At 39.7% G+C, this 25,749-nt stretch carries 20 protein-coding genes; 10 read left to right on the plus strand and 10 right to left on the minus strand.

All coding sequences use genetic code 11. The features are described from left to right. Window positions 1–50: 50 nt before the first annotated feature. Window positions 51–2,108: a S9 family peptidase gene (locus NY014_RS02900; RefSeq protein ID WP_259413027.1), complete on the minus strand. Its 2,058-nt coding sequence runs from the start codon at window positions 2,106–2,108 to the stop codon at window positions 51–53. Window positions 2,109–2,307: 199 nt separating this feature from the next. Between NY014_RS02900 and mscL the strand changes: the two genes are divergently transcribed. Then, complete coding sequence (mscL, locus tag NY014_RS02905) at window positions 2,308–2,733, plus strand: large-conductance mechanosensitive channel protein MscL (protein WP_259413028.1); 426 nt, start codon at window positions 2,308–2,310, stop codon at window positions 2,731–2,733. A 28-nt stretch (window positions 2,734–2,761) separates the two neighbouring features. Here mscL and NY014_RS02910 read toward each other — a convergent pair whose 3' ends face one another. Genes NY014_RS02910 through NY014_RS02925 form a run of 4 tightly spaced genes read right to left on the minus strand, consistent with a single transcriptional unit; the run spans window position 2,762 to window position 5,430 of the window. Next, complete coding sequence (locus tag NY014_RS02910) at window positions 2,762–3,202, minus strand: hypothetical protein (RefSeq protein WP_259413029.1); 441 nt, start codon at window positions 3,200–3,202, stop codon at window positions 2,762–2,764. Further along, on the minus strand, window positions 3,199–3,561 hold the full coding sequence (locus tag NY014_RS02915) for a hypothetical protein (protein ID WP_259413030.1): 363 nt from the start codon (window positions 3,559–3,561) through the stop codon (window positions 3,199–3,201). Before NY014_RS02915 ends, NY014_RS02910 begins: the two co-directional genes overlap by 4 nt. A gap of 34 nt (window positions 3,562–3,595) precedes the next feature. Then, window positions 3,596–4,144, minus strand: coding sequence for an RNA polymerase sigma factor (locus tag NY014_RS02920; RefSeq protein ID WP_259413031.1), 549 nt, complete (start codon window positions 4,142–4,144; stop codon window positions 3,596–3,598). Between the two features lie 50 nt (window positions 4,145–4,194). After that, a complete protein-coding gene (locus NY014_RS02925) occupies window positions 4,195–5,430 on the minus strand; it encodes an Nramp family divalent metal transporter (protein ID WP_259413032.1) in 1,236 nt (411 codons plus the stop codon). Between the two features lie 82 nt (window positions 5,431–5,512). On the opposite strand from NY014_RS02925, the gene NY014_RS02930 reads away from it, so the two are divergent. From NY014_RS02930 to NY014_RS02945, 4 genes are all read left to right on the plus strand, one after another. After that, window positions 5,513–6,526 carry an alpha/beta fold hydrolase gene (locus tag NY014_RS02930; protein WP_259413033.1) on the plus strand — a complete coding sequence of 338 codons (1,014 nt, stop codon included), beginning with the start codon at window positions 5,513–5,515 and terminating at the stop codon, window positions 6,524–6,526. After that, window positions 6,519–7,751, plus strand: coding sequence for a DNA recombination protein RmuC (locus NY014_RS02935; protein WP_259413034.1), 1,233 nt, complete (start codon window positions 6,519–6,521; stop codon window positions 7,749–7,751). The genes NY014_RS02930 and NY014_RS02935 overlap by 8 nt, the downstream gene beginning before the upstream one ends. A gap of 132 nt (window positions 7,752–7,883) precedes the next feature. Beyond that, window positions 7,884–9,230: a Trk system potassium transporter TrkA gene (gene trkA, locus NY014_RS02940; RefSeq protein ID WP_259413035.1), complete on the plus strand. Its 1,347-nt coding sequence runs from the start codon at window positions 7,884–7,886 to the stop codon at window positions 9,228–9,230. A 3-nt stretch (window positions 9,231–9,233) separates the two neighbouring features. Beyond that, window positions 9,234–10,679, plus strand: a complete 1,446-nt coding sequence (locus NY014_RS02945; protein WP_259413036.1) for a TrkH family potassium uptake protein — start codon at window positions 9,234–9,236, stop codon at window positions 10,677–10,679. On the opposite strand, the gene NY014_RS02950 is transcribed toward NY014_RS02945, so the two are convergent. Together NY014_RS02950 and NY014_RS02955 are read right to left on the minus strand one after the other, a co-directional pair. Further along, a complete protein-coding gene (locus NY014_RS02950) occupies window positions 10,676–13,135 on the minus strand; it encodes a ligase-associated DNA damage response DEXH box helicase (RefSeq protein ID WP_259413037.1) in 2,460 nt (819 codons plus the stop codon). The genes NY014_RS02945 and NY014_RS02950 overlap by 4 nt on opposite strands. Next, a complete protein-coding gene (locus NY014_RS02955) occupies window positions 13,128–14,717 on the minus strand; it encodes an ATP-dependent DNA ligase (protein ID WP_259413038.1) in 1,590 nt (529 codons plus the stop codon). The genes NY014_RS02950 and NY014_RS02955 overlap by 8 nt, the downstream gene beginning before the upstream one ends. 125 nt (window positions 14,718–14,842) lie before the next feature. Between NY014_RS02955 and NY014_RS02960 the strand changes: the two genes are divergently transcribed. After that, window positions 14,843–15,352, plus strand: coding sequence for a hypothetical protein (locus tag NY014_RS02960; protein WP_259413039.1), 510 nt, complete (start codon window positions 14,843–14,845; stop codon window positions 15,350–15,352). Window positions 15,353–15,477: 125 nt separating this feature from the next. On the opposite strand, the gene NY014_RS02965 is transcribed toward NY014_RS02960, so the two are convergent. Beyond that, window positions 15,478–18,603 (minus strand): VPS10 domain-containing protein, encoded by a 3,126-nt coding sequence (locus tag NY014_RS02965; protein WP_259413040.1) that lies wholly within the window; start codon window positions 18,601–18,603, stop codon window positions 15,478–15,480. Window positions 18,604–18,771: 168 nt separating this feature from the next. Here NY014_RS02965 and NY014_RS02970 point away from each other — a divergent pair, with 168 nt between their 5' ends. After that, window positions 18,772–20,613, plus strand: coding sequence for a M1 family metallopeptidase (locus NY014_RS02970; protein WP_259413041.1), 1,842 nt, complete (start codon window positions 18,772–18,774; stop codon window positions 20,611–20,613). A gap of 59 nt (window positions 20,614–20,672) precedes the next feature. Here NY014_RS02970 and NY014_RS02975 read toward each other — a convergent pair whose 3' ends face one another. After that, window positions 20,673–20,849 (minus strand): BF3379 family histone-like protein, encoded by a 177-nt coding sequence (locus tag NY014_RS02975; RefSeq protein WP_135070500.1) that lies wholly within the window; start codon window positions 20,847–20,849, stop codon window positions 20,673–20,675. Window positions 20,850–20,950: 101 nt separating this feature from the next. Beyond that, window positions 20,951–22,201: an aminotransferase class I/II-fold pyridoxal phosphate-dependent enzyme gene (locus tag NY014_RS02980; protein WP_259413042.1), complete on the minus strand. Its 1,251-nt coding sequence runs from the start codon at window positions 22,199–22,201 to the stop codon at window positions 20,951–20,953. A 175-nt stretch (window positions 22,202–22,376) separates the two neighbouring features. Between NY014_RS02980 and accC the strand changes: the two genes are divergently transcribed. From accC to NY014_RS02995, 3 genes are read left to right on the plus strand one after another with little or no spacing between them, the layout of a single operon-like run. Next, window positions 22,377–23,888: an acetyl-CoA carboxylase biotin carboxylase subunit gene (accC, locus tag NY014_RS02985; protein ID WP_259413043.1), complete on the plus strand. Its 1,512-nt coding sequence runs from the start codon at window positions 22,377–22,379 to the stop codon at window positions 23,886–23,888. Continuing rightward, complete coding sequence (locus NY014_RS02990; RefSeq protein ID WP_259413044.1) at window positions 23,881–25,191, plus strand: DUF1015 domain-containing protein; 1,311 nt, start codon at window positions 23,881–23,883, stop codon at window positions 25,189–25,191. The genes accC and NY014_RS02990 overlap by 8 nt, the downstream gene beginning before the upstream one ends. Continuing rightward, complete coding sequence (locus tag NY014_RS02995; protein WP_259413045.1) at window positions 25,160–25,747, plus strand: Maf family nucleotide pyrophosphatase; 588 nt, start codon at window positions 25,160–25,162, stop codon at window positions 25,745–25,747. Before NY014_RS02990 ends, NY014_RS02995 begins: the two co-directional genes overlap by 32 nt. Window positions 25,748–25,749: the final 2 nt, after the last annotated feature.

The raw sequence follows: 25,749 nt of genomic DNA on the forward strand, positions 1-25,749 counted from the left end.
AAATCCTATTTGCTAAGTTTTGATATGATTAAAGAAATCAGGCTGAAATTCTATTTCAACCCGATTTCTGTTTTCTTAGAAGCTAATTTTAAAAGAAAAGCATATTCCAAAGCCAATTCTTTAAGCGCTTCAAATCTTCCTGAAGCTCCTCCGTGACCTGCTTTCATATTCGTATGAAGTAAAATGAGGTTTTGATCAGTTTTTAGATCTCTCAATTCTGCCACCCACTTTGTTGGTTCCCAATATTGTACCTGAGAATCATGAAGCCCTGAAGTCACCAAGATATTTGGGTACTCTTGACTCTGCACTTGATCATAAGGGGAATAGGAAAGCATATAGTGGTAATATTCTGGATTATTGGGATTTCCCCATTCTTGATATTCTCCTGTTGTCAATGGAATACTTTCATCCAGCATTGTTGTAACTACATCAACGAATGGTACAGCAGCAATAACCCCGTCAAATAAATCAGGACGCATATTGATCACTGCTCCTATCAACAATCCTCCAGCACTTCCTCCCATCGCATACAAACGGTCTGAAGAGGTGAATTTTTGCTCTATGAGGTGGTTTGCGCAAGAAATAAAGTCTGTGAACGTGTTTTTCTTTTTGAGAAGTTTGCCATCCTCGTACCATTTTCTTCCCAAATCTTCTCCTCCTCTTACGTGAGCAATTGCAAAGACAAATCTACGATCCAGTAAGCTCAGGCGATTACTTGAAAAGTATGCATCCGAGCTGAAACCATATGATCCATAGGCATAAAGTAACAATGGGTTTTTGCCATTAGCCTCAAAGTGTGATTTTTTGTAAACCAAAGAAATGGGCACCATAGTCTCGTCTTCAGCTTTTGCCCAAACTCTTGCAGATTCATATTCTGATGAATCATATCCCCCGATGATTTCCTGTTGCTTAAGAAGTTTCTTCTCTTTGGTAACCATGTGGTAGTCATAGGTGGAAGCAGGAGTAATCAAGGAATTGAAGCCAAATCGAAGGTATTCGGTTTCAAATTCCGGATTATGCCCAATCCAAGCCGTGTAGGTTTCTTCTCCAAAATCCAAAGAATGCCCAGGGCTACCATCCCATGGTTGGATCATTAGTTGAGTGAGTCCATTGTTTCGTTCTTGAGATACAAAGAAACCAGCAAATAGATCAAAATCTTCAATAAGGACATCTTCTCTGTGAGGTATGAAATCCTCCCAATTTTCCAATGTGGGATTCTCAATTGGGGCTTTTACAACTTTAAAATTTTGAGCCTGATGATTGGTTCTGATCCAAAAGTGATCTCCATAATGGTCTGCAGCATATTCCAAATGGGGGATTCTTTTCTGAAGAATTTTCCATTCTTGATTGGGGTTTTTTGCATCCACAAATCGAATTTCAGACGAAATGGTGCTTTCTGAATGAATAAAAAGGAAAGCCTCAGATTTGGTTTTGTGAATATGACAAGAGAATTCCTCATCATCTTCCTGAAAAATCAATTGATCTTTTTCAGGGTTTGAATGAATTGTGTGTTGGTATATCTGATAGGATCTGAGTGTTTTTTCATCTTGCCGACTGTAAAAAAGATGCCTGTCATCCGCGGCCCAAGTTAGATTTCCTGTTGTATTGGGAATGGAATATGAGAGTGTTTCACCTGTATTAAGATTTTTGAAAAATACAGTATAAATCCGCCTTCCTACTTCATCTACTGCAAAAGCTAGATATTCTTGATTATGGCTTACAGCCATACCAATGACCTGACAATAGGATTTGCCTTCAGCTATTTTATTGACATCAAGTAAAATTTCCTCTTCTCCATCAAGGCTACCTTTTTTGCGGCAATAAATAGGGTATTCTCCACCTTTTCGATAGCATACATACCAATAATATCCCTTTTTGAAGTAAGGAACACTTTGGTCATCCTCCTTGATCCTGGATTTCATTTCTTGGAAAAGTAATTCCTGAAATTCCTCCGAATCTTTCATCTGTTCTTTCAAATAGGCATTCTCAGCTTCGAGATATTGAATGACTTCAGGATTTTCCCGGTCCCGCATCCAATAATAGGGGTCAACTCGTTTATGTCCGTGTTTTTCTAAAACTTCAGGGATTTTCTTCGCTTCAGGCTTCATTTGTAATCATTTTTCGGATGCAATTTTAGTGAAAATCTCTCGCTCTGAAGATCGAATTTGCTTTTGGAAATTGAGACGAGTCTATCTTAATCGGCTTATCCTGCTCGGAAATATTGAAAAAAATGAATTCTCAGTTGTGAAAGTTGGAAAAAATGTAAGTTCTTAATAAAATATTTTATCAACCATTAATTCAACTCGTATGGGAATGCTTAAAGAGTTTAAAGAGTTTGCTGTCAGGGGTAATGTCATTGACCTGGCTGTTGGTGTAATCATTGGTGGAGCTTTTGGAAAAATTGTTTCCTCTTTTGTCAATGATGTCGTAATGCCTCCGATTGGACTTTTGGTGGGAGGGGTAGACTTTAAGGAGTTATCCTGGACACTAAAAGATGCCGAACTTGACGCAGCGGGAGAAACCATTGCAACAGCTGTGACTGTTAATTATGGTATGTTCATCCAAAATGTAGTCGATTTTATAATCGTTGCATTTGTGATTTTCTTGGCTGTGAAGGGGATTAACAAAATGAACAAGAAGGAGGAGAAAAAAGCAGAAGCTGCTCCACCGCCACCACCACCAAAATCAGAAGTATTGCTTGAAGAAATTCGAGATTTGCTGAAGAAGCAATAAAAAAGAAAAGCTCCATTTGGAGCTTTTTTTATTGTTTTCTTTCCTGCCTTTGTCGCTGATAGAGCATCCTCGCAAAATCTCGGTTTATCCCATTTAATTTTAGGATTTGCTGATAACTGATAACCTGAGAGACTTTTTCTACAAATTTTTCCTCCTCTACAATCATTTGTTTTTGAATGGAGAATCTTTTTGAAATCACTTCCTTTGCTTGCTCATTTGTCAATTCGCTACTTTGATTTCTAGGGGTCAAATCAGCTATTTCCTTAAGATTTGCCTCACGTTTTTTATTGTATTCGTTAAAGATCGGCCAAAATTTTTCGGCTTGTTCAGAAGACAAATCCAATCGTGTGGTAATGAAAGCTACTCGAGCAGCTTCCAACCGCTCCGAGTCAATATTTCCTCTTCGCTGGGCAAATCCCAATGAAATAATAAGGAAAAAGAATAGTAATACTAATCCAGTTTTTTTCATTGCTCGGTAGGTGTTAAGTATTCGTCATTAAAGATTTCTTCCAGTATAGGCATTTCTTCCTCAATCAATTCATCAAGAATCATGTCAGGTTGATCGCTCATACTAAGTATGTCTTCCGCTGTCCAATAATTTGCATCGATATACAAATTAACCTCTTCATCCAGTGCAATTAATTCGTTGCTTTGTGTTGTAGGGTAGAAGAAATAAACTCCAACCGAAAGAAATGCAATGAAAATAGCTGCCCATCTCACCCATGTCCAATCATGTTGAGGGTGGACTTTGTTGAGAATTTGGTCAGGAAGTGTATCAAAATACCCTTCCGGAGCATTTATTTCTGAGAATTTGGGTAACTTTTCCATTTCGCTTTGTTAGACTTTAATTCCTTTAAATGGTTTATTCTTGCTTTAGAAATTCTTCGATTTTTTTGACTGCATGATGATAGCTCGCTTTCAATGCCCCCACGCTCGTATCCGTGACTTGGGCAATCTGTTCATAGGTCATATCTTCTTGATACTTAAGGTTAAATACAAGCCTTTGTTTTTCTGGTAGAAGAAGTAGGGCTTTTGCAAGTTTTTTCTCGATTTCACTTCCATTTAAACTATCCGGTCGATCAATGTAGGATTCTAATCGGTCCTGATGATCTTCAATAGAAAAGAAGAATCGCTTTTTCTTTTTTTCGAGGAAAGTAAGGGTTTCATTGACTGCAATTCGATATAACCAAGTGAATAAACCAGCATTTTCCTGAAACTTATCCAAATGCCTATAGGCTTTAATGAAGGTGTTTTGAGTTAAGTCATCAGCGTCCTCGTGGATCAAGACCATTCTTCGTACGACTTGATAAACCCGCTTTTGGTATTGCTCGATCAGAATCCGAAAACCAAGCTCTTTGGTGCTTGGATCCCGAATGAGTTGGAGAATTTCCTGATCATTGGTTTGCTTCATTGTTGCTTAGACTGCAAGTGGATGGGAAGGTTTACTTCTTTTCACATTATTTAAAAAAGATTCCAGTTAAAGACAGAGCTCAAAGCGCGTATGCCCAATAAAAAGGTAAGCAATACAATCAGAATTGAGATGAATTGTAGCCATTTGGGATTTTGACGTCCCCCCATCCATTTTTTTTGATTAGCTACCCAAATCAGCCAAATACTGATAAAAGGTAATAGTACTCCATTTGCGACTTGAGCAATTGTAATCAATTGTACAGGTCGAATACCAAAAGAGGCGAAAATGAGTCCAAAACCCATGATCAAAAGAAAGGACCATCTCATGGGAGGAGATTGGGTGGATTGATCTTTTCCTAATAAGCCACAAATGACCAATGCTGCTGCCAAAGGGGCTGTGATCGAAGAAGTGAGTCCGGCAGCCATCAATCCAAATCCCATCAGGTATTTGCCCGCATTTCCAAAAACAGGTTCAAGGCCTTTTGCTACTTCTGCTGCACTATCAATAGTTTCACTTTGGTTGAAATTTCCCACTACCAATATTGCCATGGAGACTATCCCACCAAGCAAAACCGATAAACCAATATCCCATCGCATCCAAGAGAGTGAACTACTTGATTTCCACTTGCTTTTAGCAAGGGAAGCATATAAAAATAGGTTATAAGGAACAACTGTTGTTCCAATTAAGGCAACAATTGATGCCGTATTTTCTGAACTGATTTTTGGGATTAATCCATAAAAAAGATTTTTCCAATCTGGTTGAAGTGCAAAAGCTGTATAAAGAAAAGATATGGACATGCCTATCACCAAAAAGATCAAGACTCTTTCTATCAATAGGTAGTTGGCAAACCAGAGAAGAAACAACGCTGTAAGACCAATTATCAGGTTTCCTGATTCGATTGAAAGTCCTGCGATTTGCCATTGTGGAAAGGAAAAGAAGACTTCTAACCCCAACCTAGCACCAGTCAAATTTCCAGATTCATAAGCGATATTTCCTATGACGATGGCGGCAAAAACCAAAAGGATCTGGATGGTCTTAAATATCCAACTGCTTTCCTGGGATCGAATTAATTCTCCTAGATCTTTTCCTGTTGCTATCCCTATTCTTCCAGCAATTTCTTGAAGAATAACAGTAATTAAAATCGATAATGCTACAGCCCAGAGTAATTCATATCCATAATTAAAACCGGCTAGGGTACAAACCATTACGGTTCCTGGACCTATAAAAGCAGCGGCTACTAGCGGCCCTGGACCTAATTTTTCTATGATATTTTTGATTCCTGCCAAAATCCTTTTTTGGCAAAATAGCCTTTTGGGAAGAATTTTTGTTATAGTTTAAACAAAATATCTGAGCTCTATTTTATAAGCTATGCGTTGGATCAGTCTTCTACTTAAGATCAGTGCAGGGGTGTTATTATCCCTTGTATTTTTTCTATTGTTAATGTTTCGCAGTGATATTCCCGAAGAAGAAATAATTGAAAAATACAGCACTCCGGAATCTCATTTTATTGAAGTGGATGGAGTAAAGCTTCATGCTCGTTTTATGGGGGAGGGAGTGCCAATTATTTTAATTCATGGAAGTTTTTCCTCTTTACATACTTGGGATGAATGGCAACGTGAGCTAAGCCCTTATTTTTTGACTATTTCTGTGGATTTACCCGGTCATGGCTTGACTGGACCCGATGAATTGCAGCGCTACTCTATCATGGATTACAGTCAGATAATTCTTCGCTTAGCCGAAAAATTGAATATTTCGAGATTTCATCTTGCAGGTAATTCTATGGGTGGAGCTGTGGCGCTGCAAGTAGCGAGTACCCGACCAGATCAAGTTTTGTCCTTGAATTTGATTGATTCTTCGGGTGCTCCTCAATTGTCCCCGAGGACTTTAGAAGGAGAAAATTCTCCTTCTAATTCCAGTCGCCCTTTGATTTTTCAGGTAGCCGAAAACCCTATTTTCTCTAAAGTCTTGTTGAAGTGTACCCCCAAGTTTTTGTTTGGGATGAACTTGAAGCAAGTGTATGGAGATGAATCGAAAATTCAACAGAAGACCATCGATCGCTATTTCGAATTGATGCTGCGGGAAGGAAACAGGCAGGCTACTTTGGATCGACTGAAAGGACCTAGAAACTCAGATGTAGATTTTGAAAGATTAACCATGCCCACTTTAATTATGTGGGGGAAAGAAGATTCTTGGATTTCTGTTTCACAAGCATATTCTCTAGAAAAAGCCATTCCGGGCTCCCATTTGGTGATTTTTGATGGTGTAGGGCATGTTCCAATGGAAGAAATCCCGACAGAATCTGTCTCAAAATACCTTTCTTTCTTGGGTGTAGAAGTTCGAAAAAACTACCTTGATGAGCCCAAATTTATGACTTATGACTAATGAAACGCTTTTATATCTAGTACTCTTTTTTCAACTGTTTATTCTTGTTTTTTTTGCCATAAAAGTTTTCGGCCAAAGCCAGAAAAAAGAAATCCAAGAGTTGAAGGAGGAAATTGCTCAATCTCTTTTGGACGGTAGGAAAGAAAGCCGTCAAGACCTATTAGCTCAATTTAGATTAGTATTTGATTCTCTGAGAAATAACTCTCAGGATCAACAAAATGCTTTAAAAGATTTCGGGGAAGTATTCCGTCGTAATGTTCGGGATTTCAATGATTTGCAAAGAGAGAAGTTGGATGCCTTGAATAAGAAGCAAGAAGAACTTCAAAAGACTACCGAATTGCGTCTGGAAAAAATACGGGAAACCGTAGATGAGAAACTTCAAAAAACTTTAGAAGCTCGATTAGGTCAATCTTTTGAAATGGTGAGCAAGCAATTGCAAGCTGTTCAAAAAGGTTTAGGGGAAATGCAACATCTTGCGAATGGAGTAGGGGATTTAAAGCGGGTTTTGAGCAATGTCAAGAGTCGTGGAGTTTTGGGGGAATATCAGTTGCAGGCTCTATTGGAAAACATGCTTTCTCCGGAGCAATACTTAACTAATGCTGCCGTAGGAAAGGGAAATAGAGAACGGGTAGAGTTTGCTGTAAAAATGCCTGGAAACGATCATTTGGTACTTCTTCCGATTGACTCTAAATTCCCTCAAGAATCCTACTTGAGATTGGTGGATGCCTATGACACCGGGAACCCAACTGAGATTGAATATTTTCGGGCAGAATTAATCCGAACCGTCAAGAAATCAGCCCAGGCCATTCAGTCAAAATATTTAAATCCTCCTCATACGACAGATTTTGCAATTCTATTTTTGCCAGTTGAAAGTCTTTATGCGGAGATTCTACGTCAGCCTGGGTTAGCTCAACAGATACAGCAAGACTATAAAGTTTTGGTTACGGGACCGACCACACTTTCAGCTATTTTGAACAGTCTTCAAATGGGATTCAAAACTTTGGCGATCCAAAAAAGAAGCTCTGAAGTTTGGCAAATTTTGGGTGCTGTGAAGACGGAATTCTCCAAATTCGGTGATCTGATAGAAAAGACTCAAAAGAAGCTTCAGGAAGCCAATGCAGATTTGGATAAGTTGGTTGGGGTGAGAACCCGAGTCATTCAGAGGAAGTTAAAGGATGTTGAAGAATTGCCGGATGCCGATTCGGATCGGCTACTGGAAGATTAATCTTTTTATCCAGTAAATGCTTTCCTATTTTTTTCCGGCCTTTGTTCCAAACTCAATTTTTTCGGTTAAATACTGATAACCATTTAGAAAGGTATTACTTTTGTTTACAGTTTTATCACCAGAAAAAATTATATGGGGATGCACATTGTAATTGCTGGTGCAGGGGATATGGGATATCACCTTGCAGAGCAATTAAGTTATGACAATAAGGACATCACACTTATTGATACCGAGCGGGAGGTTTTAGATTACGTTTCTTCCAAATTGGATGTCCTGACAGTAATGGGAGACGCGACTTCAATCGAAGTACTTCAGCGAGCCAACGTTACCAACGCCAGCATGCTTTTGGCGGTGACGACTTCCGAAAAAACCAATATTGTAGCAGCAGTTCTTGCTAAGCAGCTTGGAGCAAAAATGGTGATGGCTCGGGTCCGCAACCACTCTTATCTTAATAGCGAAAACGTTCAATATTTCCACAATCTCGGAATTGATAATTTGATTTCTCCCACCATGCTTTGTAGCAAGGAGATTTTCAACATGATTCAAAATTCAAGCTTTACAGAAGTGTTTGATTTTGAAGGTGGAAAACTGAATATCGTTGGTGTAACGCTGGATGATAGTAATCCCTTGGTGAATCAACGGATTATGGATATGAAGTCCAATCCTATTTTTGATGATATCCGAATCATTGCGATTCTGAGAGATCAAAAAACCATCATTCCAAGAGGTAGTAATATCATTCGAAACCACGATCACGTTTTTTTCATCTCCACCAAAAAGCACACAGAAAGCATTTTGGATCTGATCGGTCAGAAAAAACGTGAAGTTAAAAATATCATGATCATCGGAGGTGATGACATGGCTTTGACTACTGCTTTGCGGTTAGAGCATCATTATCGTGTGACATTGGTCAATCGTGATAAGGAGCGATGTAAATGGCTTGCAGAACAGTTGCCAAATACGCTGATTATCAATGGTGATTACAAAAATGTAGAGTTGCTTATCGAGGAAGGATTGGAGCAAATGGATGCTTTTTTAGCATTGACTGAATCATCCGAGACCAATATCATCACCAGTCTTTCTGCTAAAAATCACGGAGTTTATAAAACGATTGCACACGTAGATACACGAGAGTATATCCATATTTCTCACAGTATTGGGGTGGATTCTTTGATTAATAAAAAACTGGTGGCAGCTAACGAAATTTCCCGTTTCCTAAGAAAGGGGACAGTTGATGCAGTATCTGGAATTTATGGTGTGGATGCTGAATTCATTCAATATTCCGTAAGCAAAAATAACAGACTTACCCGCTATCCATTAAAGGATTTACACTTCCCGGATACCGCAATTGTCGCAGGAGTAATTCGTGGTGAAGATGTTTTTATTCCAGATGGAGAGTTCCAGATGCAAATGAAGGACAAGGCGATTGTATTAGCCTTACCTCAGGCGAAAGCTGCGTTGGATAAATTATTTCATTAATTCATGATTCACTTTAAAGAAATTGCCAAAATCATGGGGGCACTCTTGTTGCTGATTGCCCTCCTCATGCTTCCGGCAGTTATTTTTTCTTATTACTTCGGAGAAGATCCTTGGCCCATGCTTATTTCTATGGGTATAACAGGCTTTGTTGGGTTGGTTTTATCTATTTCCTTTTCTAAGCAAGATCAAAACATTCGAAAGCGGGAAGGTTACCTCATCGTAGCTTTGAGTTGGACTTTTATGGCTTTGTTTGGAATGCTTCCTTTCCTATTAAGTCATCAAATTCCGACTTTTCAAGATGCCTTTTTTGAAACACTTTCCGGTCTCACTACCACTGGAGCAACCATTTTGACTGATATTGAAGTCATGCCAAAGGGCTTGCTTTTTTGGAGAAGTATGACCCAATGGATTGGTGGTTTGGGTATTATCGTTTTGACTGTCGCCATTTTTCCACTCTTGGGAATTGGTGGAATTGAGCTTTTTGTGGCGGAATCTCCAGGACCTACTTCTGATAAGGTTCACCCTCGAATTTCCGAAACTGCTAAGCGTCTTTGGTATGTGTATGTTGGTTTGACTCTTTCTGCTACAATTCTTTATTGGATAGGAGGAATGACCTTTTTTGATGCCATCAATCATGGATTGACTACCCTTGCAACTGGAGGTTTTTCCACCAAGAATGCCTCAATGGCTCACTATGATTCGGCCTTTATCCAATATGTTGCAATTCTCTTCATGTTTCTTGCAGGAACAAACTTTACAGTTATCTACTTTGGACTTTTAGGGAAATTCAGAAGAGTATTCCAAAGTGATGAGTTTAAGACTTATACGCTTGCTGTTTTGGCGATTACAGTGATTGTGTTTTACCCAATTGCAGCAAATGGTGGGAGTTATGAATTGGCTTTCCGTAAGTCACTTTTCCAAGTTGTTTCACTTGTAACAACCACCGGCTATGTGACAGATGATTATACTCAATATGGCCAAGGGTTGACTTTCATTTTCTTCATGCTCCTTTTCATAGGTGGATCTGCTGGTTCCACAGCTGGTGGGATTAAGTTTGTCCGTCATCTTACTTTTATAAAAAATTCTTGGTTAGAGTTTAAGCGTCTTATTCACCCAAGGGCTGTAGTTCCTTTGATGATTAATGGTGATCGGGTAACAGGTAGAATCATTACCCATATCATGAACTTTTTGTTGATTTACCTGCTCACTTTCGTTTTAGGAGCTCTGGTTCTTTCCTTGATGGGATATGATCTGCCTACTTCATTGGGAGCCGTTGCTACAAGTTTGGGTAATGTGGGACCTGCTATCGGGGATGTTGGACCAGTGGATAATTTTGCCTTCTTCTCCCCAGCGGCGAAAGTCTTCTTGGCATTCATCATGTTGCTAGGAAGATTAGAGCTCTTCACCATTCTGGTACTATTTACACCATTCTTCTGGAGAGCTAATTAATCCAATACCTCAAATTGAGCTTGAATTTTAGCGATTCGATCTTCTAGACTTTCTGAGGAAATTGTAGTTCTGCTGAGTCGGTCAACCATGATCGGAAAAGAAAAAGGCGTAAACTGAACCGGGTAGCGGACATCGATTCTAAGCCGATTTATTTTTTTAATAGCTTCTACAAATTTCTCTTGTTCCATTTGTTGGTTCAAGGCTTCCTTTTGGGCCTGTTTCAGAAGTAAATTATCCGGATCGTATTGCTCAAAAACCTGGAAAAGTAAGCTGGAATTGGATTGAATGTGTTTGAAAGTAGCTGGCTTTCCCGGATATCCCTGAAAGACCAATCCTGCGATTCCTGCGATCTCTCTGAATTTTCTACGGGACATCTCGCTTTCATTGACACAGCGGAGTGCATCTTCTTCAATATTCTTCAAAGAAAAAATATCCTCCTCCAAAATCTCCTCAATAGGAATTGGGCTATCTGAAAGTAATTCGAAGCCATAATCATTCATAGCCATATTGAAAGTGACTGGATAACTGATGGAAATCCTGTAGGCGATCAGGGCACTCATTAATTCATGGATCATCCTCCCTTCGAATGGATAGAAAAACAGATGATAGCCCTGCTTGCTTTGATGGGATTCAATTAAAAATGTATCGGGGTCCGGGACGATGGAAAGCTTACTTTGAAGATCTAGAATAGGAGCGATTTGTTGTACCTCTTCTGATCGGAGTAACCCCTGAATATACTCTTGTAGGATTTGTAGGATTTTATCAGCAAGCATAGAAGACAAAGACATGCGGGCTCCCATCCAACTGACAACATGATTGGTTTTCTTTTCAGAAACTTTGACAATCGCGGTAAGATCTTTGATTTGCAATAACTCTAATGGTCTTCCAGCGAAGAAAAACCGGTCTCCAATTTTCATTTTGGAAATAAAATATTCTTCAACCGTTCCTAGATAAGCCCCATTTTTAAATTTGATTTTGATCATGGGTTCGGAAACAATGGTGCCCATGGAAAGGCGATGCTTCATTGCAATCCGTTTGTTTTTGACTCGATAGCTTCCGTCTTCATCTTGAATAACCTTTAAAAAATCCTCATAGCTGCTTAAGGAATCTCCTCCCTGAGTAATAAATCGCATGACCCAATCCATTTCCTCCTGACTAAGTTGAGAGAAAGAGTAAGTCCTTTTGATCAAAGGAAAGATATCTTTCTTCAAAAAGCCTTCTCCAACTGCCAAAGTCACCAGAAACTGAATTAAAACATCATAGGGCAAAATAGGAGGGAATTGGGACTCCATATCATCGGATTCAATAGCATTCCTAAGAGCTGCAGCTTCAATCAATTCTAGCGAATTGGTAGGAACAAAAAAGATTTCAGAAGGAAGTCCAGGTTGATGTCCAGCCCGACCGGCTCGCTGAATAAATCTAGCAACTCCTTTTGGACTTCCGACTTGAATTACTCGATCAACAGGACGGAAATCTACACCCAAATCCAGACTGGAAGTACATACTACTAATTTGAGTTTACCTTCATGCAGGGAGTTTTCAACCCAAGCTCGGACATTCATGTCCAAGGAGCCATGATGCATTGCGATCCATCCTGCCCAATCTGGTCTAGCTTCTAAAAGTTTTTGATACCAGATTTCTGTCTGGGATCGAGTATTAGTGAAAAGTAATACTGTTTTTCCTTCCTCGATGATGGGAATGACCTGATCTATCATCCGGATTCCTAAATGTCCTGACCTAGGGTATTTTTCGATTTCTTCAGGGATTACGGATTTTAAAATGATCGGCTTATGAACATTCGCTTTAACCATGTGAATGGGAAGATCAAAACCTAACAAAGCTCGGCAGGTTTCTTCCATATTGCCTATCGTTGCCGAAATTCCCCACCTTCGGAATGTTTGAGGACAAAGTGATTGGATATATTCCAGCGCTAGCTGTACTTGGACTCCTCGTTTATTTCCAACTAGTTCATGCCATTCGTCGACGACAATGCATTGTAGGTTTTTGAAAAGCTTTGGATGATCTTTTTGGGAAATTAAAATGTGTAGTGTTTCAGGTGTTGTTATTAGGACTTCTGGCGGTTTTCTTTTTAAAGCAGCACGGGTTTTTGGATCTGTATCTCCATTTCGAACTGCAACTTGCCACGGAAGCTCCATTGCATCACAAACTTCCTGCATAGCTTTTTGAATGTCCTGAGCCAAAGCTCTAAGAGGGGTAATCCAGATTAGCTGCAATCCATTGTTTTTCTTTTCTTTCCAATCATTAGGATTCTTTCGAATAAAATCCAAAATGACTCCAAACCAAAGTGCAAAGGTTTTTCCAGAACCCGTAGGAGCGTTAAGTAGCCCTGATTTACCTGAAAGGTAATCTTTCCAGGTTGATTTCTGAAAATCAAAGGCTTCCCAGTTTTTAGACCTAAAATAGGAAAGGGCAGGTTCTAGTTCCTTATCATCCATAGAGTTCAAGTAGTGCTCGGAGTTCTTGAATGGTATTTGCTTCTTCTTTGGGTTTATCTTTTCTCCATCTTAAAATTCTGGGAAATCGGAGAGCAATCCCACTTTTGTGACGAGGACTGTCTTGGATTCCTTCGAAAGCTATTTCAAATACTAATTCCGGCTTGACCGTACGAACAGGACCAAAGCGTTCACAAGTATTCTTCTTAACAAATTGATCCACTTCTCGCATTTCTGCATCCGTGAGTCCAGAATATGCTTTTGCGAAGGGAACCAATTGATCCCCATCCCAAACGGCAAAAGTATAGTCGCTGTACAAATCTGCTCTTCTTCCATGCCCTTTCTGGGCATAAATCATCACACCATCTATGGTCAGTGGATCGATTTTCCATTTCCACCAATTGCCTCTTTTTCTTCCAGTTTCATAGGGACTCTCCTTATGTTTGAGCATCAGGCCTTCGGCTAATTCACTTCTGGATTTTTCACGGATTTTGGCAAGGTCATTCCAGGAATTAGCCTGAATTGGAGGAGATATTTCCAATCTTTCATGATTAATTTCTCCGTGGATCAATTCCAGCTTTGATCTCCGAATATGGAGAGGTTGGTTTCGAAAATCCAGTCCTTCCCATTCCAAAAGATCATAAGCTAAAAAACTGACAGGAGCGGTTTGTAGAATTTTTTTGGTGATATTCTTTCTGCCAATTCGTGTTTGAAGTAAGGAAAATGGGAGTGGTTTTCCATCTTGATAGGCTAGAATTTCCCCGTCGAGAACCGTCCCGTCTGGAAGCTTTTGACCTAGATCCAACAACTCTGGAAATTTTTCATTCACCAATTCTTCTCCTCTGCTCCAAACAAATACTTCATTTTTTCGAGAAATAAGCTGTCCTCGAATTCCATCCCATTTCCATTCTGCTTGCCAATGTTCTAAGTTTCCCAAATCAAAAGGTTCTTTTTCTAAGGGATGTGCCAGGAAAAATGGATAAGGTTTCGATAAATCTTGTTCTGTTGAATTTGGATTAAAAAGCTCCTCAAATTGAATCTTATTTGGGTCCCAATTACCCATCAATGCATAGGCGATTTCTGATTTTTCAGAGTCGAGAAATTGAGCCAATGCTTGTGTGATCAAATTTTGACTGACTCCAATTCTGAAGCCTCCAGTGATGATTTTGTTAAAGACGAATCGCTCTGTGCGATCTAATCGAGACCAGGCATCTAATAAAAACTCCTTTTTATCATCTTCTTCTTTGTCCCTTAGGCTATTTAATTTTTCAATCCAGTCGCTCAGGTCATAAGAATGGCTATTGGTAGGTAGGGGAAGCAGTAAAGAGATGGTTTCTGCTAAATCTCCTACAGTGTGGTAGCATTCTTCAAATAGCCAATTGGGAATCCCCGAATACTCCATGCACCACTCTCGAAGTTGCTTAGTGGAAATTTGACGCTTAGGACGTCGATGGGTGAAGAGCGCGATTCCCCAAACTTTATCCCGATCAGAGGCTTCCTTGAAAAAGTGATGCAGGGCCGCCAACTTATCCTTTGTTTTATTGGATTGATCTAATTGGGAAATTAGGCGGGCAAAATGCTTCATTGGAAAGTATCAATTCACAATAATGTGACAATTATCAACTGGCAATATCTGAAAATCGATATTTTTAGTAAAAATTGAACAGGTTTTGATTTGTTATCGTTCTGAGTATTGAAAACTTCACAACTATGAAAAAGTTACTGATAGCCTTTATTGTTTTAGGATCTGTTTGGGCTTGTACCGATTCAGAACCAGATCAGTATACTGGCAAAATCTATGAATATCAATTATATAAATCTTCTGACTTTGATTTTACAGGAAATCTAACCGTCAAAGAATTAGTGGGAGGGAACCTAGAATTGACCATTGATTTGGATGGGGTAAATAGTGATTCTGATGTTAGTTTCCCAGCACATTTGCATTTTGGAAATTATCAGTTGCAGGATGCACCAATCGCTTTTATTCTGAATCCAGTTAGTGCAAAAGATTTAAAAAGTGTAACTGTTTTGGGTCAATTATCAGATGGTTCAACATTGAGTTTTGAAGACTTCAAACTATTTGATGGACATGTTAAGGTTCACTTAGCAAATGATGGCCCTGATTATGAAATTATTTTAGTGGCTGGGGATATTGGTTTAGAAGCTGAGCAATCAGTATTTGATCCTTCAAAAATGGCTGTCTGCGGAAAGGATTTCTAACAAATAAATCTTTAAAAAAACATTTGAAAGCTTACTCTTTATATTGGGTAAGCTTTTTTTATTGGCTAACAAAAAAATAAGCACCCAACCGGGTGCTTATTTTGTAATCAGAATTATGATGAGAATTAATCTTTTATGGTTTCAAAAAGATTCACTTGAGTTGTATTCACCTTTTCCTCAAATGTCTTCCAATCTCCATTCATGAACTCATCCAATACAGCTAGCGCTTCATCAGCTGCTTCTTTTGCCTGCTGGTAAGTTCTTTCTTCTGTTGGTCCAGGAGCTGCATAGGAAGAACCTGCATATCTTCTTGGAACAAACTGAAGACTCATAGTAGTAGGATAGAGATTTCGAACAATTCCCTGTCCCTCACGAGTAGGTCCGTTGAATGCCTCTTTAACTTTATCCAACTTCTTACTGATTTCTTTTGCAGCATCCGCGAGAGATTTGGCCTCTTCAGAGTCAATATCTTTCACCATATCCTGCACCTTTTTGATGGTTTTTTCAGCCTCACTCATTTGATAGTTGGCCTTATTCATCACAGTTTGCAATGCTTCCAATTTCTTGAAGAAATCATCTCTTGCTTTCAAATCAGCTATTCTGACTTCAATTCTTGGATCAGCATGTACATTGATGGTTGTTTCGGATTTTTCATCTCCATATACGAATTCCACTCGATAAGTACCTGGAACCACATCTGCACCACCTGGCTCAAAGAAGCCTCTTCTGTTTCTTCGGTTTGTTTCAAAGAATTCTGCAGTTGATTTTCGGTCAAGTCCCCAATTGATACGGTTTACACCTTTTTGAGGAACTGTTTTTAAGGTTCGAATTTGCTCGCCGGATTCATCGTAAATATTGACTGTAACGGTATCCAGTTTTTCTTTATCATCATTTAGGATAAAGCTCAGTCTGCCTCCAGTTTCTCTGTTTTCCCCAGCATATTTTCCATCAGCAGGGAATCGCTCACCATGTGGTTGCTGAATTTCAACTTGGTATGCATCAGGAGCCTGTACTGCCAATATTTTTCCTTCAGGCAATTTTCCATTATTTGCTGCGAAAATTCGAAGTGGTCTGATATCATCCAATACCCACATAGATCGTCCAAAAGTGCCAATTACCAAATCGGCTTCTCTTTCTTGAATAGCCATGTCATAGGTTGAAACAGCCTTAGGATAGCCATGTTCCCACTTATTCCATGTTTTGGCTTTATCAAATGAAACATACAAGCCATATTCTGTTCCAAGGAAAACCAAATTCGGTTCTACTGGATCTTGCTTGATAGATAAGGTATAACCCCAAACTTTAGAATCATCTGCGATTCTGGTAAAGGTTTTTCCAAAGTCTGAGCTGTGATAAGCATAAGCGCTGAAATCATTGTTTCGGTAGTTGTTCGCAATCACCCAAACTTCACCAGCTGCATAATCTGATGCTTGGATTTGAGCAATCCAGCTATTCTTAGGCAATCCAGGAAGCTTAGAAGCTAGGTTTGTCCAATTTTGGCCTCCATCCTGCGTCAATTGCAAGTTGCCATCATCTGTACCAACCCATATAACATTGGAATCAACTGGACTAGGAGCAATAGCGATTATTGTAGTGTGATTTTCTGCACCAGTAATATCAAAGGTCAATCCACCAGTTTGTTGTTGACGCTGTTTAGTAGAATCATTGGTAGTCAAATCTGAAGAAATTATCTCCCAAGTTTCTCCACTATCTGTGGACTTATGTAAGAATTGAGAACCATAATAAACCCCGTTTTCATTGTGTGGATCAGCTGCGATAGCAGCATTCCAGTTGAATCTCAAGAATACATCTTTGTCTGGGTGAGTAGGACGAATTACCCGGTTGTGACCAGTCAACTTGTCAAATCGAGATACATTACCTCCCTGAGACATGGTGTATCCATATCTTGAATTTGCTGGGTAAGGAACCACATCAAATCCATCACCGAAGGAAACTTCCTGCCAGTAGGTATTTCGGATACCATCTCTTCTCCATACATAAGCCGGACCAGTCCAAGAACCATTATCCTGCATACCACCATAGATATTATAGGGTAGTTCATTGTCTACATTGACATGGTAAAACTGACCAACTGGTATTTTTTCGGCGAAATACCAGGTCTTTCCTCCATCTCTAGTAATATTCAAGCCTCCATCATTTCCATCAATCATAAGTTTTGGATCATTTGGATTGATGTACCATGCGTGATGGTCAGGATGGACCCCAGCATATTGAAGAATTTGTGTGAAGGACTTTCCGCCATCTTCACTCATTCCAACTCTGGAATAAAGCGTATAAATGCGGTTTTCATTCTTAGGATCTGCATGAATTTCAAAATAGTAGAAAGGACGGTCACCAATCTCTGGTTTGTCATTTACCATGCTGAAATTTTCACCACCGTCTTCAGAAACATAAAGGGCGTTTTTCTTTGACTCAACTAGGGCGTAAACCTTATTGCTGTTTGCAGCGGAAATGGCCAGTCCCATGCGGCCATAGTCGCTTTTTGGAAGACCATTTTTATCGTCAAGCTTTTTCCAATTTTCGCCTCCATCATGAGTTACATAAAGACCAGAGGAAGGTCCTCCAGACTCAAAAAACCAAGGATAGCGACGGTGTTGCCACATATTGACGAAAATCTTATTGGGATTATTTGGGTCCATGATCATTTCACCGACACCGGTTTTTTCATCGATATAAAGGATCTTTTCCCAAGTTTTTCCTCCATCAGTTGTCTTGTAAAGACCACGATCTTCCTGCTCACCCCAAGGTGAACCGATTGCTCCCACATAAACAGTGTTTGGATCGTCAGGGTGAACAATGATTCGGTGGATAGCACGGGTTTTCTCCAACCCCATCAACTCCCAAGTTTTACCTGCATCTAATGATCGATACACGCCATAACCTAGGTTAAGTGAGTTTCTAGGGTTTCCTTCCCCAGTTCCCACCCAAATAATGGAAGGGTTTTTTTGATAAATGGAGATAGCACCAATAGAGTGTACTACCTGATCGTCAAAGATGGGCTCCCAATGGATACCTCCTGAGGTAGATTTCCACAAGCCACCTGAAGCAGAACCTGCATAAATGATGGAAGGATTGTCGTCAACAGCATCGATGGCTGTGATTCTTCCACTCATTCCAGCTGGTCCTACATTTCGAGTTTTCATGGATTTGAACCAATCCATGTCCACTTCCTGAGCTAGAACGGTTGATCCAATTAGGATCATTAGCCAGAGAGTAATGAGTTTTTTCATGTAGTTGATGATTTTTTCTTTTAAATAAAGCAAAACAACCGAACTAGCTTTCAACTTTTATTTCAATGGAAACAAAATCGGTTGAAGCTAATTCTACCACTAAAATATGATTATCGGTTTGGTGAGGCTGAGCAATTTTCCTTTTCTTTAGAAAAAAATTTAAAATCTATGTTGAATCGTTTTAAGAAGCCTTTTTTAGGGCTTTTTCTATGTCTTTTGGGAGGAGTTGGCTTTGCCCAATCCGGGAGATTTCAGCAGTCCGTGAACTATGAAATGGAAGTATTCATGGATGTGGAAACAAACCAATATGAGGGAAAACAAAAATTGGTTTATTCCAACAATTCGCCTGACACGCTTTATCGTGTGTTTTATCACCTTTATTACAATGCTTTTCAGCCTGGAAGTATGATGGATGTGCGGTCAAGAACGATTGCAGATCCAGATCGAAGAGTGGGTGATCGCATTGCTAATCTTTCTCCTGAGGAAATCGGATACTTGCATGTTTCCAATTTGACCCTAAACGGAAAGCCTGCACATGCTATCGAGGTAGGGACTGTGTTAGAAGTTCACCTTCCTGAACCGATTCTTCCAAATTCTCAGGCAGTTCTGGAATTGGATTTTAATGGTCAAGTTCCAATCCAAATTCGAAGATCAGGAAGAGATTCTGCTGAAGGTGTTCGGTATTCCATGTCTCAATGGTACCCTAAAATGGCTAATTACGATGAACAAGGCTGGCATGCAAATCCTTACATAGGTCGCGAATTTTACGGTATCTGGGGTGATTTTGATGTCAAGATTACTATTGATAAAAGCTACACGATTGGTGGAACCGGTTATTTGCAAAATCCTAATCAAATCGGTCATGGCTATGAAGACGAAGGGGTAACTGTTCCTGAGCCTCAGGGAAATACCTTGACTTGGCACTTTAAAGCTCCTATGGTTCACGACTTTATGTGGGGAGCTGATCCAAAATACAAACATGACAAAGTGGTAATGGATAATGGAATTACAGTTCATCACTTTTTTATTCCAGGAGAGAAAACTTCTGAAAACTGGGAAAAGCTGAAAGAATACACGCCTAAGGCCATTGCTTATATGTCTGAGCATTTTGGTCAATATCCATACAAGCAGTTCTCAGTTGTTCAAGGCGGAGATGGAGGTATGGAGTACGCGATGTCGACTTTAGTAACAGGCGAGAGAAGCCTTCCTTCCTTAGTGGGAGTGATGGTGCATGAATTAGCCCATAGCTGGTATCATGGAGTTTTAGCTACTAATGAATCACTTTACCCTTGGATGGATGAAGGTTTTACCTCTTATGCTACCAACTTAACCATGGGGGCGATTTTCCCTAGAAGAGAAGGAAATGTTCATCAAGGAAGTTACCGAGGGTATATTTCTTTGGCCCTTTCCGGTTTAGAGGAACCGATGAGTACGCATTCCGACCATTATCATACTAATCGTGCTTATGGCTCAGCAGCATATTCTAAAGGTGCTGTTTTCATGGAGCAGTTGGGCTATGTGATTGGCGCTGATGTGCGAGATCGTGGATTGCTTCGCTATTTCAATACCTGGAAATTCAAGCATCCAAATGTCAATGACTTGATCAGAATCATGGAAAAGGAGAGTGGTATCGAATTAGATTGGTACAAAGAGTATTTTGTATACACTACCAAAACCATTGATTACGCTATCAAAGAAGTTAAAGCAAATGGAGATAAAACTGAGTTGACTCTTCAGCGAATCGGCTTAATGCCAATGCCATTGGATGTGGTAATTACCTACAAAGATGGATCACAGGAGATGATTTATCTGCCTTTGGTGATCATGAGAGGTGAAAAAGCTGAGGAAGCTGGTGCTCCTAAAAGAATTCACACCGAAGATTGGCCTTGGGTAAATCTTGAAAAAACTTTGGTAATCGATCGAAATTTAGAAACTATCCAATTCATTGAAATCGATCCGAGCAAACGAATGGCTGATGTACAGCCTGAAAATAATAAAGTGGAGTTTTAAGGCTCCACTTTAAAAACTTTCAAAAAAGAAAGGTGGCTTATGCCACCTTTCTTTTTTGATTAACCAGCATTTTTCATGTCTTGTACTTCCTTACGGATATCCTGCGCCATGTTTTTCAACTCCTGCATTCCTTTTCTTACTCTGGTGCCGGCTGCTTGGTTACCTTTTTCGTAGAACTTTTCGAAATCAGCCTCCAAGCTCATTACAAGATCTTTAACTTCACTAAATCTGCTCATAGTAAAAGTGTTTAATTTTAGGTTGATGATAAGTTTATGGTTTCAATATAGCCCAAATACTTACTATTTCAATCCTATTGGCCTTTTTTTTGGAAAAATTTTTATTCTCCAAAAGCTTCAGCCAACTCTGAATTGCGGTACTGACCGCTAGTCAATTTGTCTTTTACAGCAGCGAAGGCAGTCACTGTTTCTTTCACATCGTCCATGGTGTGAACAGCCGTAGGAATTAACCTCAAGATAATCATGCCTTTAGGTACAACTGGATAAATTACTACTGAACAGAAGATGTTGTAATTCTCTCGAAGGTCATGTGAAAGTGCCGCAGCTTCGCCTACGGTTCCATTCAATACGACTGGAGTTACAGGAGAATTTGATTTTCCTGTGCTGAACCCATTTTCATGCAATCCGCTTCGAAGCGCATTGACAATTTTCCAAAGGTTATCCTTTAATTCAGGGCGTGTACGAAGCAATTCCAAGCGCTTCAATCCACCTTCCACAAAAATCATAGGAAGAGATTTAGCGAAGATTTGAGATCGCATGTTGAATCGTAGGTAATGAACCACCTTTTCTTCACCTGCAATAAATGCTCCGATGGAAGCCATGGACTTCGCAAAAGTAGAGAAGTAAAGATCTACTTCGTTGATTACACCTTGCTCTTCATGAGTTCCGGCACCGGTTTTACCCATTGATCCAAAACCATGCGCATCATCAACCAAAAGACGGAATTCGAATTTTTTCTTAAGATCACAGATCTCTTTCAATTTTCCTTGGTCTCCAGTCATTCCGAAGACACCTTCAGTGATCACCAAGATACCTCCACCGGTTTCAGCAGCGAGTTTGGTTGCTCTTTCAAGTTGCTTCTCGCAGTTTTCGATGTCATTGTGTGGGAAAACGTATCGCTTACCCATGTGCATACGCAAAGCATCAATGATACAAGCGTGGCATTCTGAATCGTATACTACTACATCCTTTCTATCCAACAAGGCATCGATTACGGACATGATTCCTTGGTATCCGTAGTTCAGCAAATAAGCCTTTTCTTTACCTACAAATTCCGCTAGCTCGTTTTCAAGCTTTTCATGCAAGGAAGTTTGTCCTGACATCATACGTGCACCCATAGGATAGGCAGCACCCCATTTTGCAGCAGCATCAGCATCAGCTTTTCGAACTTCAGGATGGTTTGCAAGTCCTAGGTAGTTGTTCAAGGACCAAGTCAAGACTTCTCTTCCCTGAAACTTCATGCGAGGAGCAATTTCTCCTTCAAGCTTTGGAAACATGTAATACCCATCTGAGAATTGTGAATGCTTCCCTAATGGGCCTAGGTTTGTTTGTAGTTTAGCAAATAAATCCAAGGTGATCTTATTTTATGTGATGATATAATTTCTCTTTTAAAAGTCGCCAAAAATACAACTTATATACCTACCACGCAAAATTTGAATCTTATTGCTGCTTTAGCCTACCTTTACTCCGATAATTTTCCGTTATTCGTTGTTTTCTGAATTTGAGACCCAATTATACTTTAGAAATATGTCGAAAATCCAAAAGCTTTTGGTTGCCAACCGAGGTGAAATAGCACTTCGAATTATGCGTTCTGCAAGAGAACTTGGAATCCAAACAGTTGCGGTGTACAGTGAAGCAGACCGATTGTCACCCCATGTTAAATATGCCGACGAGGCAGTTTGCCTTGGTCCTCCACCTTCCAATCTTTCTTATTTGCTATCGGACAAAATCATTGAAGTTTGCAAGGAACTTGGAGTCGATGCAATTCATCCCGGTTATGGGTTTTTATCAGAAAATGCCGACTTCGCAAAAAAAGTAACAGATGCCGGATTGATTTTCGTAGGTCCTTCTCCTGAATCCATTGAGGTGATGGGAAGTAAATTGGCGGCGAAACAGGCAGTTTCAAAATATGATATTCCTCTTGTGCCTGGTACGGAAGAGGCTATTTCTGATATAGCTGAAGCAAAACAAAGAGCAGCAGAAATTGGCTATCCTATTCTTATTAAAGCATCTGCCGGAGGAGGAGGAAAGGGAATGCGGATTGTTGAATCTGAGGATGATTTTGAAGAGCAAATGCAGCGAGCTGTCAGTGAAGCACAATCTGCTTTTGGAGATGGGGCTGTATTTATTGAGAAATTTATCACCTCTCCACGCCATATTGAGATTCAGGTTTTGGGTGATCAACATGGTAACACAGTTTATCTTTTTGAGCGAGAGTGCTCCATTCAGCGTCGCCACCAAAAAGTAATTGAAGAAGCTCCTTCTGCAGTTGTAAGTCCAGAGATGCGAAAAGCTATGGGTGAAGCTGCTGTAGGTGTGGCTAAAGCTTGTAATTATTATGGTGCTGGAACAGTCGAGTTTATTGTAGACGAAAATCTGAATTTTTACTTCTTGGAAATGAATACCCGACTCCAAGTGGAGCATCCTGTGACGGAGATGATTACGGGTAAAGACCTAGTAAAGGAACAGATTTGGATTGCAGAAGGAAAACCCTTGAGTTTTTCTCAGGAGGACCTTCAAATCAATGGGCATTCTTTGGAAATTCGAGTTTATGCTGAAGATCCAAAGAATAACTTTCTTCCGGATATTGGAAATCTCCAAACTTACAGACGTCCTCAAGGACCAGGTATTCGGGTAGATGATGGTTTTGAAGAAGGAATGGACATTCCTATTTATTATGATCCAATGATCGCCAAACTAATTACCCATGGCCAAAATCGTGAAGAAGCAATATCACGGATGATACGTGCCATCGATGATTATCAAATTACTGGAATTCAAACCACCTTGGATTTTTGTCGTTTTGCTTTGAAGCATGAAGCTTTCACAAGTGGGAATTTTGATACAAAATTTGTGGAGAAGTATTTTCATCCTGATTTATTGGATCAGCCCCTTACTGAAAAAGAAGAAGAGCTTATAGCAGCCTTGGCAGTTGAATTTTTTCTTCAAGAAAAAGGACAAGAAATGATGAAGGGAGCGAAGCAGGAGGTAACATCCGGTACTTCTGCTTGGAGAAAAAGGTTGAAGATAGATGGCTGAGATTTTACCGCTTCGTGCTTGGCGTTATGCTGATCATTTGAGTGAAAAAATGGAGGAGATGACAGCTCCTCTTTTTGATGTCGTTTCTTCTAAGCAGCGGGAGTTATTGTATGAAAATGCCTATAATAGCATTCACTTGTCTGTTCCAAAGGGGGAAGATCCCGCACAAACTGCACATGAAACACTAGTCCGCTGGAAGAAAGAGGGAATTATTCAACAGGATGCCTTACCTGGGATATATGTGTACTACCAATATTTTCGACTTCCGGGAGAGCATATTGAGCGATGTAGAAAAGGCTTTATCGCTCAGATTAAAGCGTATGATTGGGAAGAAAAGCAAATCCTTCGCCATGAAAATACCATTGTTTCTGCTGTAAATGATCGAGTTGAATTACTGAAGCGATCCAAAATCCAAGCTTCTCCAACCCATGGTTTGTATGATGATCCTGATTTCCACTTGGAAAAGTACATGGATGAAGCCATGAAATCTCCACTTTATGAAATTGAAGATTATCAGGGAGTAAGAGAGGTATTAGCTGTCATTCATGATGCTGATATCATTGCCGAATTCGTAGAATATATAGCTCAAAAGCAAATCATTTTGGCGGATGGTCACCATCGAATTGAAGGGAGTATTTCCTTAAAAAACGAATGGAAAGATGCTTTTCCAGAAGAAAAATGGAAAGCACATGATTATCATCTGATGTATTTAACCAATGCATCATCAGATGACCTTAAAATACTGCCTACACATCGCCTGTTTTACAATTTGACCTTGAGTCAAGAAGAGTTTTTGGAAAGATTGAAAGAATGGTTTACCGTTAAAAAATTCCCTGATGCTGAGGAAATAGGGATGTATGCCTTTCACAAATCCTGGACCTATGGTATGTTGATTGGTGAAGAAAGTTATTTTTTGGAATTGAAACCTGAAAAATTTTCATCTATTCAATCTGAATTGCCAGAGGTGGTTCGCAAACTTGATTTATCAGTCCTTCATGAAGTGGTGTTTCACTCGGTTTTGGGCTTAAGTAGGGAAGAGCAGCGCCAATCTTCCCAAATCAGCTATGAACGGAATTTTTCTCGCTGTCTACGGGAAGTACGTTCAGGAGCTGCAAGTTTTGCAATTATTACCCGAGAATTAGAAATGTCTCAAGTATTGGAAGTTTGTCGTTCTGGAGAGTTGATGCCCCAAAAATCTACGTACTTTTATCCAAAGACCTTGAGCGGGTTGCTATTTGCGAGTATTGATCAAAAAGAATTTGAATTCCCTTATGACGCGTTTTTTAGAAAACATCAAGGATAAAAAAATCATTTTAGCTTCTAATTCTCCTAGGAGACAGGAATTGCTGCGGGGTTTGGAAATTGATTTTGAGATCAGGACCAATCCTGTAGATGAAACAATCCCGTCTGATATTCCTGCTGAATATGTGGCAGCATATCTATCCAAATTGAAAGCGGAATCTTTTCCGGATGAACTATTGGAAAATGAGATTTTGATTACTTCGGATACGGTGGTTATTGAAAATGGACATGTTTTGGGAAAACCAAATTCAGAAAAGGAAGCCTTTGATATGCTAAAAAGCCTTTCCGGATCAACCCACACTGTGATGACTGCTGTGACAATTACGGACCGCTTGAAGCGAATAACTTTGGAGGATGAAACCAAAGTGACTTTTAAATTCTTGGAAGAGGAAGAAATCTGGCATTATATCAAGGAATACCAACCTTTTGATAAGGCCGGTGCTTATGGCATTCAAGAATGGGTAGGTTTTATTGGTGTTAGCAAATTAGAGGGATCCTATTTCAATGTGATGGGATTTCCGCTTCACTTGGTTTATGAGCAGTTGAAAAAATGGTAAGG

Source organism: Algoriphagus limi (assembly GCF_024919275.1).
Taxonomy (GTDB): domain Bacteria; phylum Bacteroidota; class Bacteroidia; order Cytophagales; family Cyclobacteriaceae; genus Algoriphagus; species Algoriphagus limi.

Coding starts and splice junctions, on each gene's coding strand:
- NY014_RS02950 (WP_259413037.1), bottom strand. CDS start 13,135: ATGGATGATAAGGAACTAGAACCTGCCCTTTCCTATTTTAGGTCTAAA.
- NY014_RS02915 (WP_259413030.1), bottom strand. CDS start 3,561: ATGGAAAAGTTACCCAAATTCTCAGAAATAAATGCTCCGGAAGGGTAT.
- NY014_RS02960 (WP_259413039.1), top strand. CDS start 14,843: ATGAAAAAGTTACTGATAGCCTTTATTGTTTTAGGATCTGTTTGGGCT.
- NY014_RS02920 (WP_259413031.1), bottom strand. CDS start 4,144: ATGAAGCAAACCAATGATCAGGAAATTCTCCAACTCATTCGGGATCCA.
- NY014_RS02970 (WP_259413041.1), top strand. CDS start 18,772: ATGTTGAATCGTTTTAAGAAGCCTTTTTTAGGGCTTTTTCTATGTCTT.
- NY014_RS02930 (WP_259413033.1), top strand. CDS start 5,513: ATGCGTTGGATCAGTCTTCTACTTAAGATCAGTGCAGGGGTGTTATTA.
- NY014_RS02995 (WP_259413045.1), top strand. CDS start 25,160: ATGACGCGTTTTTTAGAAAACATCAAGGATAAAAAAATCATTTTAGCT.
- NY014_RS02975 (WP_135070500.1), bottom strand. CDS start 20,849: ATGAGCAGATTTAGTGAAGTTAAAGATCTTGTAATGAGCTTGGAGGCT.
- NY014_RS02900 (WP_259413027.1), bottom strand. CDS start 2,108: ATGAAGCCTGAAGCGAAGAAAATCCCTGAAGTTTTAGAAAAACACGGA.
- NY014_RS02910 (WP_259413029.1), bottom strand. CDS start 3,202: ATGAAAAAAACTGGATTAGTATTACTATTCTTTTTCCTTATTATTTCA.
- NY014_RS02955 (WP_259413038.1), bottom strand. CDS start 14,717: ATGAAGCATTTTGCCCGCCTAATTTCCCAATTAGATCAATCCAATAAA.
- NY014_RS02945 (WP_259413036.1), top strand. CDS start 9,234: ATGATTCACTTTAAAGAAATTGCCAAAATCATGGGGGCACTCTTGTTG.
- NY014_RS02935 (WP_259413034.1), top strand. CDS start 6,519: ATGACTAATGAAACGCTTTTATATCTAGTACTCTTTTTTCAACTGTTT.
- NY014_RS02990 (WP_259413044.1), top strand. CDS start 23,881: ATGGCTGAGATTTTACCGCTTCGTGCTTGGCGTTATGCTGATCATTTG.
- accC (WP_259413043.1), top strand. CDS start 22,377: ATGTCGAAAATCCAAAAGCTTTTGGTTGCCAACCGAGGTGAAATAGCA.
- trkA (WP_259413035.1), top strand. CDS start 7,884: ATGGGGATGCACATTGTAATTGCTGGTGCAGGGGATATGGGATATCAC.
- NY014_RS02965 (WP_259413040.1), bottom strand. CDS start 18,603: ATGAAAAAACTCATTACTCTCTGGCTAATGATCCTAATTGGATCAACC.
- mscL (WP_259413028.1), top strand. CDS start 2,308: ATGGGAATGCTTAAAGAGTTTAAAGAGTTTGCTGTCAGGGGTAATGTC.